The sequence below is a fragment of the Thermodesulfovibrio hydrogeniphilus genome (genome assembly GCF_054657355.1).
Genome location: NZ_BAAHYW010000001.1, coordinates 1448891 through 1463981 on the forward strand (window position 1 = coordinate 1448891; position 15091 = coordinate 1463981).

Here is a 15091-nt window from a genome sequence, read left to right on the forward strand (position 1 = left end):
TAATGAGGCGGAAGGTAGTCATTTTGAGATATTCACGAGAATGATGAAGCAAAGACTGTTTTTTCTTCTTCGCAAAGCCTTTTGCAAGCCTATAGTTTGACTAATATTTGTAAGTATAGAGTATAGTAAAAAAGCCTTGCTATGAAATTTAACAATCTGAAAATTAAGGTTTTCAATATTAAAGAGAAATCCAAATGTTAGGGATGTAAAAATTATCTTATTGCAAAAACAAATTAAGAATTACGCAAAAACCTTCTCTTCAAGATTCTGAATTCTCTTAATAATATCGTCCCGTATAATTCTATCTTCAAAAGCTCTCTTGAGGTCACCTTTAATATCCGCAACTTCAAGCATTAGGCTATCAATTCTCTGATTATTTTCATCAATTCTATGGGTATTAAGCATAATCTCCTGCTTTAGTTCTACTCTAAGCTCATCAATTTTCTTAGAAAAATCATTGTTTACGGCTTCAATTCGTTTATTTGTTTCATCTATTCGCTTATTTGTCTCATCTATTCTCCTACTAAGCTCATTGTTTACGGCTTCAATTCGTTTATTTGTTTCATCTATTCGCTTATTTGTCTCATCTATTCTCCTACTAAGCTCATTGTTTACGGCTTCAATTCGTTTATTTGTCTCATCTATTCGCTTATTTGTCTCATCTATTCTCCTACTAAGCTCATTGTTTACGGCTTCAATTCGTTTATTTGTCTCATCTATTCGCTTATTTGTCTCATCTATTCTCCTACTAAGCTCATTGTTTACGGCTTCAATTCGTTTATTTGTCTCATCTATTCGCTTATTTGTCTCATCTATCCTTTTATTGATTTCTTCAAATTTAGCATTAAATGTGGTTCTCATCTCTCTTATATCAGATTCAATATTTCCAATTCTCGCACTTAATGACTCTATTGCAAGCCTATATCCTGCGAGTTCTCCTCTTACTTCTGCCTTAAAAAGTTTAAACTCTTCTCTTATTTCGCTGAGTATTATGTCTTTGAATTTCTCAAAAATTTTTTCAATTTCCATAGCTACCCCTCTTAAGATAGAAGGTTTTTATCAATATTAACAACAACAAATATTAAGTGTCAATCATACAAGTTTTATTAAAAACTAAAATATGAGATTTTTAAAAATAATTGCAAGCCTCGCTGAATTCCCAAAAATAGCGATAGAAATCAAATAATTGGTATAACCATTTAAAATTTAAGTATTTTTGCTGTCATTGCGAGCATCCGAAGGATGCGAAGCAATCTCTACTTTGTTTTTCAATAAAGCCTTACTATAGACTGCTTCGCCCCAGATTGCCACGCTATCGCTCGCAACAGGGGGGCTCGCAGTGACGAGTATCTATCTCTATTTTTCGGGAATTGTCTGTGTCATAACTCATTTAAGATTTTTCTCCCAGTGTGTTTTAAAAACACCTTGGAAATAATAAAATTTTGGACAACAATCAGAATGATTTAAGATAATTTGCAGATCGCGACACAGCCACCTAAGGTGAAGCATTGCAATCCATCTCTTCTTTATTGCTGCGGCATCCGTTAGGATACAGAAGCAATGTCAAAAATTGTCACACTAAATTCAGAATGCTTAAAATGACTGGCTAATAAAGGTTTTATAAATGTCCTCTCAAATCTGATAAAAATAAGCATTTATTGGGCGTCAATCCTAATTCTAATTTTTAGAATATTTTCTCTTTTACCCATCATCATTCTTTATGAAACATGAATTAAAGCCCTCTTTTAGGGCAACAGGTATTAGCTTGATAATTTCACTTATCTGGGTTGATGGGTCTGGTTTGGCAATTTCTCCAGCAACTCTGTTGATTTTTGATGCAATAGCACACGCCTTTTCAACTTCTATTCCGTATTCAATTAAGGCTGAAACAATACCTGTTATAGTGTCGCCTGTTCCACCAATTGGTTCAAGGGCTTCAATTAAGGGTTCTTTGATTATTTCAATGATTTTTCCCTCATAAACAATGTAGTCTGCTTTTCCCTTCACAAGGAGATATTTTGAAGCATTGTTGTGTTCATAAGCTCTTTTTACAAGTTCCTCAACTTTGCTTTCATCCTGCAGTATAAAACCCCTTGTGTAAAAAGGATGAGGAGCTTCTTCATCTGCCAAAAATGCAAGTTCTCCGGGGTCAGGCGTAAAAAGGTCAAAAGAAGGTGCATTTCCGCTCATTTTTGCTGCATACATAAAACCAGCATCTGCAATAAGAAAAGGACGATGAGAAAGCTCATCCAATGTTATCAATATTTTATTGCACCAGTCTGCATCAGGCATTAAATAATGAAATGTCAATGTTGAAAAATTTCTTTTTTTGATATCCTTTACAAGAAAATCATACAGTTTTCTGCTTCCATCTCCCTTTCCAATATCTCCTACAAGATAAACAAAAGGAGGCTCTTTCTTTAAAATTTCAAGAATTTTTATGGCTGCTGCAATTAATGCAGGAGTTCCTCTTTGAATAGAAACTCTTTTGTCTTCAACAATAACATGCTCTTCATCAAGAAAAGCTTTACCAGCAACAATTGGAAATTCATCATCTGGCACAGTCCCTATGATTGCAAGCATAATTCTTTTATTTTATCATACGCAAGCTGAAGAGCATATCCGCAAAGCGTATGTCCAAGAGCTCTTGGCTGTGGTGCCTCTGTTAATTTTTTTCCAACGAGCATAGCTGCTAAATAAGGAACATCAGGGCATCCACCTCCTGATACATTGACTATTTTTAATGTGGATTTATGCACGGTTATTTTCATATTAGCAGCCCTCACCATCAGATAACTGCCGTAATCTTTAACATGAAAAAGGTCAACAGGTTTAAGATTTCCGTCATTGGATGGAATCCAGTCAATTGGTAGAAGCCCTTCTTTTTCAAGAATAGTTAATATTCCCATTGCTTCAACAATTGGAAATTCAATTGCAAGATCACAGCCCTTTCTAACATGAGCTGGCGGTCCTACAACTTTTACATCATACCCTTGTTTTTTAAGAACGTTTTCTGCCCTTATAACTTCAGAGGTATTCTCAAATATGAGAATACCTCTGCTGTCTGTTTGAGCTTGCTCTTTTTCTTTTTTAAAAAATTTTTTAAAAAATCCCATTTAATCTTTCTTTATCTTTATTTTGTATGCAGTGCCTTCCTGCTCTACTGTAACGACTTGCCATCCCATAGAATTTGCCGCACGGGATACATTTTCCTTTGAAGTATCTGTGTCAACAAGAATTTCAATTTCACCTTTCCCTAATTTTTTGATAGCCTCAAGAGTTAAAAGAACAGGTTCTGGACAGGAAAGTCCTCTTGCATCTACTATCTCAGCCATTTTTTACCTCCTTCTCATTGTTAAACCAATGATTACGCAAACAATCAAACCTATTATCGTAGCCACTGCTCCATTTGGTCCTATTCCTTGAGGAGAGCTTGCAAGTCCAAAATTATGAGCAATTGCTGCACCAATTATCATTCCTGATGCAAAGATAGCTGCATCTCCATCTCCTTCACCTGACATAAAAAGCTGTCTACCGGGACATCCGCCTGCCAGTGTAAATGCAAGTCCGGCAAGAGTCATTCCAAGAAAATTCCAAAGTTGCATTGTATGGGCAATTGGCTGTTTTTCAAAGCCTGCATTGAATTGTCCAAGTATAAGATTTGTTATCAGTGCTGCCACGAAAAATGCAGCAACTCCCGCGAAAAGATGTCCTTGTTTGAAAAGAAGCAAATCTCTAAATGCTCCCATTGTACAAAATCTGCTTCTCTGGGCAAGAAGACCTATAAGAAGTCCTGCTCCAAGAGATATTAGCAAAGGTGCATGCATTGAACCCGGACCTTTGAGGCTATAGAAAAGAAGCATGCCTCTTGGCTCACCTTCAGGTTGCGGGTCAATTAAAAGGAGAACGAGAAGTCCAAACATAAGAAAAGGAAATACTAATCCTGCGGCTTTTGAAGAAGCTGTTTGCGTTCTTCCAAGAGAGTATCCAGCTTTAAGAAATCTTGTTCCAACCCATATACCAAAGATAAGTCCAAGCAAACCAAATATTGCATTTCCATCACCGCCTGCGAGTCTTAGAAGAGTTCTCCAAGGACATCCTAAGAAAACCAAAGCTCCTATCATTGCAAATATTCCCAAAATAAATCTTACAAAAGGAGCAGAGCCACCACGAGGTCTAAACTCTTTAAATGCAAGAGCTGAAAAGAAAGCACCAATTACAAAACCGAGTATTTCGGGTCTCATATATTGAACAACCGCAGCTCTGTGAAGTCCAAGAGCACCTGCAATATCCCTTTCCATACAGGCAACGCAGATGCCCATGTTTGGAGGATTACCAAGAAACTGAAGAAAAGGCGCCAGTACACCGATAATTAAACCAACAACAATAATGCCTGTCCTCGTTGCAAAGAAGTTTTTCAATGCATCCATACCCCCTCCTCATAAGTTTTATAGTATTTTATCAATAAAGTTCCTATATGTAAAATTGATTTTTTCAATAGATTTTGACTTGTTTATCGCTTTTTTCTATCAATTTGTCTAACTTCTTGCATGGAGAAAGGATTGAAACCAAAATTAATTGATTCTTAAATGGCTTGGTAGGGCTTTTTCCCTGTCATTGCTAATGTCCATCAAGCCTTCAGCTCGCAATCACTTGATTTCCACGCCTCACCGAAGACGAGATTCTCATTGACAGAAAAACTTTCCAATAACGCTCAAAAAAACTTAATAATGAAATTTGAACAACTTAGTATTTCTATTTTTTAATTCCTTTTCTCTCTCTTTTTTGTCTTTCACTTTTCAGGTGCACATATACTATCTAACTTAAGTTAAAAACAACCACACTTATAAAATAATCTCCCTTTACCCTTGTGATTAATTTAAATCCATTAATTTTACAAAGATAATCAACAATTTGAAGCCCGACCCCTGCTCCGTGTGATGTTTCTGCAAAGTCATTTCTGATTACTACTGAATTATTGAAAATTTTGACATGAATAATATTTTTTGCGTACTTAATTGAATTGTCTAACAATAGAAAAAAAATGTGGGATAATATTTCTCTGTTACATTTAATCGTTAATTCTTTGCCAGTTATCTTTACTTTCTTTTCTGTTTCAAAATTTAAACAAATTTCATGGAAAAAATCCTTAAGATTTATGAAATCCTTTTCCTTGGGTAACATTGGAATTCTCTTTACTGCATCAATTAATCTTTTTATCTCATCATTTAAAATGTTAGAGTGCATTTTAAGCCTTTCTATTATTCTGTCCTCTGGTTTGTATCTTAGTATTTCCAGATTAGTTTTAACAAGGGCAAGATAGTTTCCAATTTTGTGGGATAGGATAAGTGTAATAAGTTTTAAAAAATTTTCATATTCATGCTCCCTTCTAACGAGAAGTTTTATAACGAGATAAAATATGTACATTAGGATTAAAAGAAACAAAGACTCCCATATAAGGACAGTCTGAGAAAATTTTTTGAAATATTCTTCTTTATAAATAGGCTCTATTGTCAGGTCTTCCCCTGTTTTTTTGATAAATGGCGGCAAAGGATAATTCTTATCGTATCTTAAAAGCTCTTGATAGCTCAATATTATCTCTGTTTCATACCTTGATTGCTCCTTGATGAAAAAATATATTACAAACAAATTGATTATAGAAAATACTAAAACCAATGCAACAGCAAATGTTATAAATAAACGATTTTCAAATTTCAACTTAGTCTGTAGCCCCTTCCTTTAAAGTTTTGTATTGCATCCTTTGGTAAGATCTTTCTCAATTCTTTAATGTATGTTCTTATAACATCATCTCCTACAACTTTGCCTCCCCACACATAATTCAAAATCGTATCGTGACTTACAATTCTTCCCCTATTTTTGACAAAAAGTTCAAGTAACTGCCATGCAGTCTTTGAAATCTTTATCTCATGTCCTGATTTATGAACAGTTTTGGCATCAAAATTGATTTTTACATCTCCTATTTCAATAATTGTATCTAATGTTTTTCTTCGGGAAAGAGCTAAAAGTCTTAGTAGCAATTCTTTAGGCTCAAAGGGCTTTGTCAAATAGTCATCTGCTCCTCTGAGAAAGCATTCTTCCTTGTCATCAATTGAACTTTTTGCTGTGAGAACAAGAATTGGAGTTTTTATTCCTCTTTGTCTGATATATGTTATTAGATTTTCTCCCTTTGAATAGCTTAGAATTAGATCAACAATTATAACATCAAATTCGCTTACATTTAATACATTCGGAAGTCTTCTTTCATCGTAAAGCCAAAGAACATCTATTTGTTGAAGTTGCAAGTATTCAACAATACTTTCGCCTAATGCCTTATCGTCTTCTATGATGAGGACTTTCATCTGGTCCAACTAATTTAAGTTTAAAATTATAATCAGCATGTTCATCCTTCTTTTTTATAAGCAACCATTCCTTTTCCTTGCCTTTAAGCTTAAGAAGCACAAATCTACCTTTGAGCTTTTCACCTAATAAAGACACTTCCCATTGTCCCTCTTCTGGAGAGCCTTTTATTGTTTGATATTGCCCTTTATCCCATATATAAACTTTGCCTGCCCCGTAGTATCCCTCAGGAATTTCGCCTTCAAACTCTCCATACTCCAATGCATGATCCTCTACCATTATTGCAAGTCTTTTGTCGTTGGGATTCATTGAAGGTCCTTTAGGCACAGCCCAAGATTTCAACACTCCACCATACTCAAGTCTTAAGTCAAAATGAAGATGGCTTGCATGGTGTTCATGGACAACAAAATATGGCATATCAATCTCCTCTTGACTTCTTTGCAAATAATCTTTTTATAAGCATTGTTGCGTATGCTCCTCTTGGGAGTATAAATCCTAATAAAATCTTTTTCTTATCCTCATAAATATCGTCTTTTTCAACTTTGTATTTTAAAGAGAATGGCATGCTCAGAAGAGTTCTTTCAACTGACTTAAAAAATGCCTGCCTTATTTTTTTGAGATTAAACAAAGGCAGTGAAAGTTCTCTTTCCGCAAGAATTTCAAAGTATATTTTTTCCGTTAATCTGTCAGGCATTTTTGCCTTTGATGAGGCGGTAGGAATTTGCAGAGACTGAAAATTTTTAAAATTTTTTAAATCTGGCTCGTCAAAAAAAATATAATCTCCTGCTATACCTCTATGGGAGAGAAGATTATCTTTATCAAACAGTTTTAAAACAAGTCTTCTTGCTGTCTCATTCCACAAAAAACTCTGATATGCGGAAAAAAACATTGACATCTCTTCTCTATGAATTTTTCTAAGAACTGTAATATAGTCCTTAGGATTGTCAGTAAGATGCTGGAATGCAAACTGCTCAAATTGCGTTTTTGCTTTTTCAAGGCATAATTGCCAATTGCCCCAGTTTTGATAAAAAAACTTTTTTCTCTCTTTAGCCTCTTTTTTATCTTCAGGATAAACATGGGTAAGATAAATCTTTAATGCTCCGTTGTAATGCTTTTTTAGAATCTTTTCAGCTATAAAGCCCTGCTTAGGGTCAAAACTGCCAAATCTTTGGTCATCAAAGTAATTAATAAAGCCGTATTTCTGAATTTTTTCAATTTGAGGAAGAACAAATTCAACTCTTTTTTCAGATACATCTCTCACAGTAATTTTGAATACATTACCTTCAATGTGTTTGGGATCCATTGGAACATCTGAAAAACCAACTTTTTTAATTGAAAAATTTTCTTCCTCAAGGGAAAGGTCTTTATTGCAATTTTTTACTGTAATAAATTGTTCTGTAATGGCATGTCTATCCTTTTTTCCACCGTAGGAAATATTTTCAAAGGGAATTTTAAATCTTTTAGCAATTCTCTTTAAAAGTTCAACAGTATTCCAGTTTGTTTTTTTTAATAGATATACAGTGTACTGTCCTTTTTTTCTAATCTCAAGGTTGGTAATTTCCTTTACTATAAAGTCCTCAGGCTTTACTTTGATTTTATATGACATTTTTCCTTGAGTTCATCAAGCTCTTCCTTTGTTAAAGGTCTTATTTGCCCCGGTTTTAAATTTCCGAGTTTAACTCCATCAATGGCTATTCTTATTAGCCTTATAACTGGATGACCTACTCTTTGAAGCATTTTTCTTATCTGTCTTTTCCTACCCTCATGAAGGGTGATTTTTATCCAAGAGTTTGCTTTCAACTTTTTTACAAAATGAACGCTGACTGGAACTGCGAGTTTTCCATCAATTTTAATACCCTTCCTTAGTTTGTCTATTGTCTCTGGTTCAATAATTCCATCAACTTTGACAAGATATGTTTTTTCAATATTTGAAGACGGATGCATTATTTTGTATGCAAGTTCACCATCATTGGTAAGAATCAAAAGCCCCTCAGAGTCAAAGTCAAGTCTACCAACAGGATAGACCCTGAATTTAATACCACTTAAAAAATCCTTCACAGTCGGTCTTCCTTGAGGGTCTATAATTGATGTTATAACATTTCTCGGTTTATAAAAGGCATAGTAAACCTTTGGTTCTGGTTTTATTAACAGCTTTCCGTCAACTTTTATATAATCCTTTTCAGGATCAGCTTTCTGTCCAAGAGTTGCAACTTGTCCGTTAACAGTTACCCTTCCCTCTTTTATTAACTCCTCAGCATGCCTGCGTGAGGCTATTCCATAATCGGCAAGTATTTTTTGTAATCTCTGAATCATCTTTTAATCCAAAATATCTATGTATGAATTTTGACGAAGTCCTCTGACCCAAAGTCTGTATTCTCTTTTGAATTTCTCTTCTTCAATCAATGCTCTGACATAATTCTTAAGCGCATCTGAGCCTCTCTTAAAACAAAGACCATCTAATTTAAATAAGTAAACTCCGGCAGCTGTAATCAAAGGTTCGCTGATTTGTCCCACCTGCATTTTATTGAAAAGCTCTGCGAGTTCCTTTGGAATTTCTCTCTTTTTAATCAATCCTATAGCTCCTCCTGTTTTTGCAGAAGCATCCTCACTATACTGAGATGCAACTTTGCTAAAGCTTTCTCCCTCTGCAAGTTTTTTTATTATCGCATTAAGCTTATCCTTGACCTCTTCCTGCTTTTCTGTATTTTTTATGATAATCTGACTAACATAATAACCTTCTTCATCACAGGCAATTTCAGGGTGGGCTGAAATATAATTGTTAATTTCTGAATCAGAGATTAAAATTTTACCTCTTACAATAGAATTTACTGCTCTTCCAATTATAATTTGTTCTTTCATCATTTTTCTGTAATCACTGAGAGTCATTCCTTCTCTTTTTAAATTTTCTTCAAACTCTTTATCCGAAAGTCCATATTTTTTCTTTATGTCGTTAATAGCAGCATCAATTTCGCTTTCAGTGACAAAAATTCCATATTTTTCAGCTTCCTGCAACTGAAGCTTTGTGTCAATAAGCCTCTCAAGAAACTCCATCTCCATTTTTTTAAAATATTTGAATTTTTCATCAGGATTCATGTTTTTTACTTCATCCCTTAAAATAAACTCCATAAATTTGTAAAGCTCAGACCAAGTAATAACCTCTTTGTTGACTACTGCTATAACTCTGTCAACAAAAAAACTACTCTCCTGAGCATAAGAGCATAATACAAAGACATTAAAGCATAGGCACAGTATTGCTATAAAAAATATCCTCCTTTTCATATTAAACTCCTTTGATTTATTCTTAAATTCAGCATATGCGTGGTAATTGCTCTCCCGGTAGCATGTCCACAATCCTTGTGCCTCCTATAAAAGTCTTGAGTAAAACTTTCCCGCCTTTTCCTGTAACTTCTCCAATTATAGCAGATTCTTGCCCAAAAGGATGCGATTTCATCAATTCAACCATTTTTTCTGCTACTTCCGCTTTGACAATAGCAACAAATATTCCCTCGTTTGCAACATACAAAGGGTCAAGACCAAGAAGCTCACAAGCTCCTTTCACTGTATCATGAAGGGGAATAGCATTTTCATAAATCAAAATATCCCTGTCTGCCTCCATCGCAAGTTCTTTGAGCGTGGTTGCCAGCCCTCCACGAGTTGGGTCTCTCATGACTTTGATTGCATCAGGAAACTCATTAATCAATGCTCCAATTAATCCATTCAATGCTCTCGTATCACTCAAAACTGGAGGCTCAAAGGAAAAACCATTTCTCTCGCTCATAACAGCAATTCCGTGATTTCCTATTGAACCGCTGATAATAACTTTATCTCCAACATCTATTTTTAAAGGTGAAAGCTCAATGCCTTCTGGTATGATGCCTATTCCGGATGTATTTATAAATATTCCATCGCCTTTTCCCTTATCAACAACCTTTGTGTCTCCTGCAACAATCTTTACACCTGCTTTTTTTGCAGATAAAGAAAGACTCTTTAAAATCTGCTCAAAATCAGAAATAGGAAATCCCTCTTCAAGGATAAAGCCAACTGTAAGATAAAGCGGAATTGCTCCAACAACTGCAAGGTCATTGACCGTTCCATTTATTGCAAGGTCTCCTATGTCTCCGCCCGGGAAAAATATCGGTGAAACTGTATAGGAATCAGTTGTTATAGCTACTTTTCCTGAGTGATTAAAGGAGACTATTGCTGAATCCATAAGAGAACTGAGCTCAAATACTGGAGCGATGTATTTCTTTATCAATTCATACATAAGTTTGCCACCACTGCCATGTCCAAGTAAAATTCTATCCATCTATAACCTCCACTTTTATTTCCACTGATTCACTTTCCTTTGAAGGACCTATAGTTGAAATTCTGTAATAAATTGGCTCTTTTATATTGCCGAGATTAAACTCTCCATCAACGAATAATGGTATCAAAGTTTCACCAACAAAATTGAAATTCTGTTCATTAGCCCTTTTTCTATATACTCTATAACCTTTGACCCATTTCTCAGGCACTTCTTTCCATGATATGCTAACTCCCAATTCATTAATTGACCAAAAAATTTCATCAGGTTTTGAAGGAATGAACTGTTCCAATGGCACTGTAATTTGGCTCTTTTTGCCTTCTATGTAAGAATTTTGTTCACTCAAATATGTAGATACAAGATATACAAGGCTGTCATTGTTTACACCTGTATTTTTGGTAATGATTGAATAAAGCAGGTTATCCGAAAAATAGTTTTTATCAGTTGAGCCTATCTTCGTTAATTCTCCCTTATTGTTCATTCTGTAAATATTATAACCAAAGGAACCCTGAGTATTCCAAGTAAGCATAACGCCTTCATTGGTGATTTTAAAGGCAATATTTTCAACCTCTGGTAGCTTCTTAGGAGTTATTATTGCTTCTGTTGGTGTGCTAAATATTCCCTTTGGACTTATTGCAAAAATCCGATACTTATAAGTCTGCTCAAAGGCAAAATCTCTGTCCTCCAGCGAATTTAAGTCTTTACTGAAATATCCTAATGTTTTTATCCCTTCTGAAGATTCCCTTTCTATGAGAAAGCTCTCTACTTTAGCCATTTCTTTTTCAGGATAACTCCAAGAAATTATAACTTTCTCATATGTTGCAGAAAGCTGAAAAGACTTGACTGGCTGAGGAGGAAGATAATCATCTAAAGTAGGATCAGCTTTCCGTCCACATCCAGACAAAAAAATTAATAGGATAAAAAAAATAGCTGCTATTCTCATTTTTTCAATGCTTTTTTAAGTAGTTTAATCTGCTCTTTTACCATTTTTGTAGCAGTGCTTCCATAAGAAGACTTTGCTTTAATAGAGCCATCCGCAGTAAGTACCTCATAAACATCTTTATCAATATTAGAATATAGACTCTTAAATTCATCCAAACTAAGCTCTGAAAGTGCTTTTTTATTTTCAATACAATAAAGCACAATTTTCCCTGTTATTTCATGGGCTTGCCTGAATGGAATACCCTTTCTAACAAGATACTCAGCCAAATCAGTTGCTGTTGTGTAGCCTCTTTCTGCTGATTGACTCATTTTGTCTTTATTAAATTTAATCTCAGGAAGCATTTCGTTTATTATTCTCAAGCTCATCCATACTGTATCAATTGTATCAAAAACAGGTTCTTTATCTTCCTGCATGTCCCTGTTATAAGTAAGAGGAAGTCCTTTAAGCACAGTCAACATTGATACGAGATTTCCATAAACCCTACCTGTTTTCCCACGAATAAGTTCTGCAGGGTCTGGATTTTTTTTCTGAGGCATCATGCTGGAGCCAGTTGAAAATCTATCTGGCAGTTCAATATAACTAAACTCATCGGTTGCCCAAAGAATTATCTCTTCTGCAAGCCTACTTAGATGCATCATAATCATAGCTCCGCAGTATAGGACATCGCAGACAAAGTCCCTGTCAGATACTGCATCCATGCTGTTTGGGATAACTCCTTCAAATCCCAACTCCTTTGCTGTGAAATGTCTGTCAATAGGAAGTGAGGTGCCTGCGCAAGCACAGGCACCAAGTGGGCTTTGATTTATTCTTTTCAAAGCTTCGTTTAGTCTTTGTCTGTCCCTTTCAAACATCCATGCATACGCAAGAAGATGATGTGCAAGAAGTACTGGCTGAGCCTTCTGAAGATGCGTAAAAGCTGGCATAATTGTATCAATATGCTTTTCTGCAAGCGAGACAAAAGTCCTTTCAAGATTTGAAATTTCTTCGGCAATTTCCTGCACCCTCTTTCTTAAGTAAAGTCTTAAATCTGTTGCGACCTGATCATTCCTTGAACGGGCTGTATGAATGCGAGCTCCTGCAGAGTTGGTTTTTTCAATGAGCGCTTTCTCTATGTTCATATGAATGTCTTCAAGCTCTTCCTTAAATTGAAATCTGCCTTCTTCAATCTCTTTTTCTATCTCATCAAGTCCCTTGAGAACTTTCTTCAATTCTTCCTCTTTGATAATTCCTACCTTTGCAAGCATTTTTGCATGGGCTCTGCTTCCTTCAATATCCTCTTTCCAAAGCCTTTTGTCAAAGGATATGGACTGTGAGAATTCTTCAAGCACCTTTGCAGTTTTTTCCTTAAACCTGCCACCCCAAGGTTTTTTCATCATTCCTCAGCCTTTGTCTGACGCTCTTTCTGTCTTTGCTCAATTATTTTCTGAGCTATGTGAGATGGAACTTCCTCATAATGGGAAAACTCCATTGAGTAGATTCCTCTTCCAGATGTCATACTGTGTAGCTGGTTTGCATAGGTAAGCATCTCTGCCATTGGAACAAGAGCAATGATTTTTTGATTTCCTCCTGCCTGTGGTTCCACTCCCTGAACTTTACCTCTTCTTGCATTAAGGTCTCCTATAATAGTTCCCATTGTTTCCTCTGGTACGATTATCTCAGCCTTCATAATTGGTTCAAGTAACACAGGTTTTGCATTCATAAATGCCTTTTTAAGAGCAAAAGAGCCTGCTATTTTGAATGCCATTTCAGATGAATCAACTGGATGATATGAACCGTCATAAAGAGTTACTTTCAAGTCAATGATCGGATATCCTGCTAATATTCCCTCTTTCATTGTCTCAATTATTCCCTTTTCAACTGCTGGACGGTATTGTTGAGGAATGACTCCACCAACAATTTTGTCAACAAACTCATATCCTCCACCCCTTGGAAGTGGCTCAATCTGAATCCAGCAGTCACCGTACTGTCCTCTTCCACCTGATTGTTTCTTATACTTACCCTGCGCAGAAGCAGTGGCCTTAATTGTCTCTCTGTATGGCACTTTAGGAGCCATTAAAACGACCTCAACTCCAAACTTTCTCTTTAATTTTTCAAGGGCAACCTCTATATGAACCTGTCCCATACCGCTTAAAATCATATCCTTTGACTCTTCATCCCTTGAGAATTTTAGCGTTGGGTCTTCTTCAAGAAGCCTATGAAGTCCTGCACTCACTTTCTCTTCATCTCCCTTTGCCTTTGGAGCTATTGCATAGGATATGATTGGCTCAACATATTTAACTTCTGGAAGAATTATTGGATTGTTTTCATCGCAAAGGGTATGTCCTGTGAGTGTATCTTTAAGCTTTACAGTTGCAACAATTTCTCCTGGTTCTGCCTTCTGGCAAGGAATCTGATTTTTACCTAAAATATAGTAAACCTGCCCTATTCTTTCCTTTGTTTCAGTGTTAGGATTTAAAACATTTGAATCAGCCTTTAGAGTTCCTGAAAATACCCTGATATAAGATATTTTTCCTGCATAGGGATCAATAGTTGTCTTAAACACATAGCCTGCAAAAGGCTCATCAGCAGATGGCTTTCTTGTAACTTCGCTTCCATCCTTTGGATTTATTCCCTTTATTGGATAAATGTTTGCCCTCTCCTTAGGATCAGGAAGCGCTAAAATGATGTTATCAAGTAAAGCCTCAACTCCAATTCCTAAAAGAGCAGAGCCTGCCAATACAGGGATAAATCTTCTTGCCAATGAGGCATCATGAAGTCCACGTCTAAGCTCTTCTTCAGTGAGTTCTCCACCTTCAAGGTATTTTTCCAAAAGACTATCATCAAGCTCAGCTATCTTTTCAACAAACTTTTTTCTATACTCATCTACTTTTCCCATTAACTCCTCAGGAATCGGAATTTCTTTAGCAGTTTTTCCATCAGCAACATATGCCTTTAGAGCAATTAAATCTACAACTCCCCGAAGCTCAGGACCTTCTCCAATGGGTAAAGTAAGAGGAATTGCTTCTTGTCCGAAAACTTTTTCTATCTCCCATACTGCCCTTTCAAAGGACGAATTTTCCTTATCAAGCTTATTTACAAAAACAATTCTTGGAAGGTCGTAATCATCACAGAATTTCCATATTCTCTCTGTTTCAGCCTTAACTCCAGAGATTGCACTCACAATAACAACAGCCCCATCTGAGACTCTCAATGCATTTTTTGTATCTTCAAGGAAGTTTACAAAACCCGGTGTGTCTATAATGTTAATTCTGTAATCTTTGTAATCACAGAATGCAACTTTACAACTTAAAGTCATGTTTCTTGCGAGTTCCTCAGGTTCATAATCAATTACCTTTCCAGTAGCCTCACCAGTTGTTACCCTGTCAATTTGTCCTGTTTTAAAAAGTATCTGCTCAGCCAATTTTGTGTTACCTGCACCTGCATGGGCAACAATTGCGATGTTTCTGATTTTAGTAATGTCTCTGCTCATACACTCTCCCTCCTAAAAA

Annotated in this window: 15 protein-coding genes; all 15 read right to left on the reverse strand. The window is 35.8% G+C overall.

Annotated elements, in window-relative coordinates; genetic code table 11:
* Positions 1-240: 240 nt before the first annotated feature.
* Complete coding sequence (locus ACYQ3P_RS07270) at positions 241-1029, reverse strand: coiled-coil domain-containing protein (RefSeq protein ID WP_460177264.1); 789 nt, start codon at positions 1027-1029, stop codon at positions 241-243.
* Between the two features lie 672 nt (positions 1030-1701).
* Positions 1702-2583, reverse strand: a complete 882-nt coding sequence (locus tag ACYQ3P_RS07275; protein ID WP_460177265.1) for an NAD(P)H-hydrate dehydratase — start codon at positions 2581-2583, stop codon at positions 1702-1704.
* A complete protein-coding gene (locus ACYQ3P_RS07280) occupies positions 2568-3116 on the reverse strand; it encodes a putative Se/S carrier protein (RefSeq protein WP_460177266.1) in 549 nt (182 codons plus the stop codon). Before ACYQ3P_RS07280 ends, ACYQ3P_RS07275 begins: the two co-directional genes overlap by 16 nt.
* Entirely contained in the window at positions 3117-3335 is a 219-nt protein-coding gene (locus ACYQ3P_RS07285; protein ID WP_460177267.1) for a sulfurtransferase TusA family protein, read from the reverse strand.
* A gap of 3 nt (positions 3336-3338) precedes the next feature.
* Positions 3339-4430 (reverse strand): YedE family putative selenium transporter, encoded by a 1092-nt coding sequence (gene yedE / locus ACYQ3P_RS07290; protein WP_460177268.1) that lies wholly within the window; start codon positions 4428-4430, stop codon positions 3339-3341.
* Between the two features lie 388 nt (positions 4431-4818).
* Positions 4819-5718 carry an ATP-binding protein gene (locus tag ACYQ3P_RS07295; protein WP_460177269.1) on the reverse strand — a complete coding sequence of 300 codons (900 nt, stop codon included), beginning with the start codon at positions 5716-5718 and terminating at the stop codon, positions 4819-4821.
* Positions 5715-6359: a response regulator transcription factor gene (locus tag ACYQ3P_RS07300; RefSeq protein WP_460177270.1), complete on the reverse strand. Its 645-nt coding sequence runs from the start codon at positions 6357-6359 to the stop codon at positions 5715-5717. The genes ACYQ3P_RS07295 and ACYQ3P_RS07300 overlap by 4 nt, the downstream gene beginning before the upstream one ends.
* Positions 6331-6774 carry a DNA polymerase ligase N-terminal domain-containing protein gene (locus ACYQ3P_RS07305; RefSeq protein ID WP_460177271.1) on the reverse strand — a complete coding sequence of 148 codons (444 nt, stop codon included), beginning with the start codon at positions 6772-6774 and terminating at the stop codon, positions 6331-6333. Before ACYQ3P_RS07305 ends, ACYQ3P_RS07300 begins: the two co-directional genes overlap by 29 nt.
* 1 nt (position 6775) lies before the next feature.
* A complete protein-coding gene (gene truD, locus ACYQ3P_RS07310) occupies positions 6776-7963 on the reverse strand; it encodes a tRNA pseudouridine(13) synthase TruD (protein WP_460177272.1) in 1188 nt (395 codons plus the stop codon).
* Entirely contained in the window at positions 7942-8670 is a 729-nt protein-coding gene (locus tag ACYQ3P_RS07315) for a pseudouridine synthase (protein WP_460177273.1), read from the reverse strand. The genes truD and ACYQ3P_RS07315 overlap by 22 nt, the downstream gene beginning before the upstream one ends.
* 3 nt (positions 8671-8673) lie before the next feature.
* A complete protein-coding gene (locus ACYQ3P_RS07320) occupies positions 8674-9636 on the reverse strand; it encodes a SurA N-terminal domain-containing protein (protein WP_460177274.1) in 963 nt (320 codons plus the stop codon).
* A 28-nt stretch (positions 9637-9664) separates the two neighbouring features.
* A complete protein-coding gene (hypE, locus tag ACYQ3P_RS07325) occupies positions 9665-10663 on the reverse strand; it encodes a hydrogenase expression/formation protein HypE (RefSeq protein ID WP_460177275.1) in 999 nt (332 codons plus the stop codon).
* Entirely contained in the window at positions 10656-11564 is a 909-nt protein-coding gene (locus ACYQ3P_RS07330) for a fibronectin type III domain-containing protein (protein WP_460177276.1), read from the reverse strand. Before ACYQ3P_RS07330 ends, hypE begins: the two co-directional genes overlap by 8 nt.
* A 35-nt stretch (positions 11565-11599) precedes the next feature.
* Complete coding sequence (gene argH, locus ACYQ3P_RS07335) at positions 11600-12976, reverse strand: argininosuccinate lyase (protein WP_460178062.1); 1377 nt, start codon at positions 12974-12976, stop codon at positions 11600-11602.
* Complete coding sequence (gene fusA / locus ACYQ3P_RS07340) at positions 12976-15072, reverse strand: elongation factor G (protein WP_460177277.1); 2097 nt, start codon at positions 15070-15072, stop codon at positions 12976-12978. Before fusA ends, argH begins: the two co-directional genes overlap by 1 nt.
* Between the last annotated feature and the right edge of the window lie 19 nt (positions 15073-15091).

What these genes read in the sequence shown, in the direction of transcription:
- ACYQ3P_RS07270 (WP_460177264.1), bottom strand. Translation starts at nt 1,029, where the DNA reads ATGGAAATTGAAAAAATTTTTGAGAAATTCAAAGACATAATACTCAGC.
- ACYQ3P_RS07275 (WP_460177265.1), bottom strand. Translation starts at nt 2,583, where the DNA reads ATGCTTGCAATCATAGGGACTGTGCCAGATGATGAATTTCCAATTGTT.
- ACYQ3P_RS07280 (WP_460177266.1), bottom strand. Translation starts at nt 3,116, where the DNA reads ATGGGATTTTTTAAAAAATTTTTTAAAAAAGAAAAAGAGCAAGCTCAA.
- ACYQ3P_RS07285 (WP_460177267.1), bottom strand. Translation starts at nt 3,335, where the DNA reads ATGGCTGAGATAGTAGATGCAAGAGGACTTTCCTGTCCAGAACCTGTT.
- yedE (WP_460177268.1), bottom strand. Translation starts at nt 4,430, where the DNA reads ATGGATGCATTGAAAAACTTCTTTGCAACGAGGACAGGCATTATTGTT.
- ACYQ3P_RS07300 (WP_460177270.1), bottom strand. Translation starts at nt 6,359, where the DNA reads ATGAAAGTCCTCATCATAGAAGACGATAAGGCATTAGGCGAAAGTATT.
- ACYQ3P_RS07305 (WP_460177271.1), bottom strand. Translation starts at nt 6,774, where the DNA reads ATGCCATATTTTGTTGTCCATGAACACCATGCAAGCCATCTTCATTTT.
- truD (WP_460177272.1), bottom strand. Translation starts at nt 7,963, where the DNA reads ATGTCATATAAAATCAAAGTAAAGCCTGAGGACTTTATAGTAAAGGAA.
- ACYQ3P_RS07315 (WP_460177273.1), bottom strand. Translation starts at nt 8,670, where the DNA reads ATGATTCAGAGATTACAAAAAATACTTGCCGATTATGGAATAGCCTCA.
- ACYQ3P_RS07320 (WP_460177274.1), bottom strand. Translation starts at nt 9,636, where the DNA reads ATGAAAAGGAGGATATTTTTTATAGCAATACTGTGCCTATGCTTTAAT.
- hypE (WP_460177275.1), bottom strand. Translation starts at nt 10,663, where the DNA reads ATGGATAGAATTTTACTTGGACATGGCAGTGGTGGCAAACTTATGTAT.
- argH (WP_460178062.1), bottom strand. Translation starts at nt 12,976, where the DNA reads ATGAAAAAACCTTGGGGTGGCAGGTTTAAGGAAAAAACTGCAAAGGTG.
- fusA (WP_460177277.1), bottom strand. Translation starts at nt 15,072, where the DNA reads ATGAGCAGAGACATTACTAAAATCAGAAACATCGCAATTGTTGCCCAT.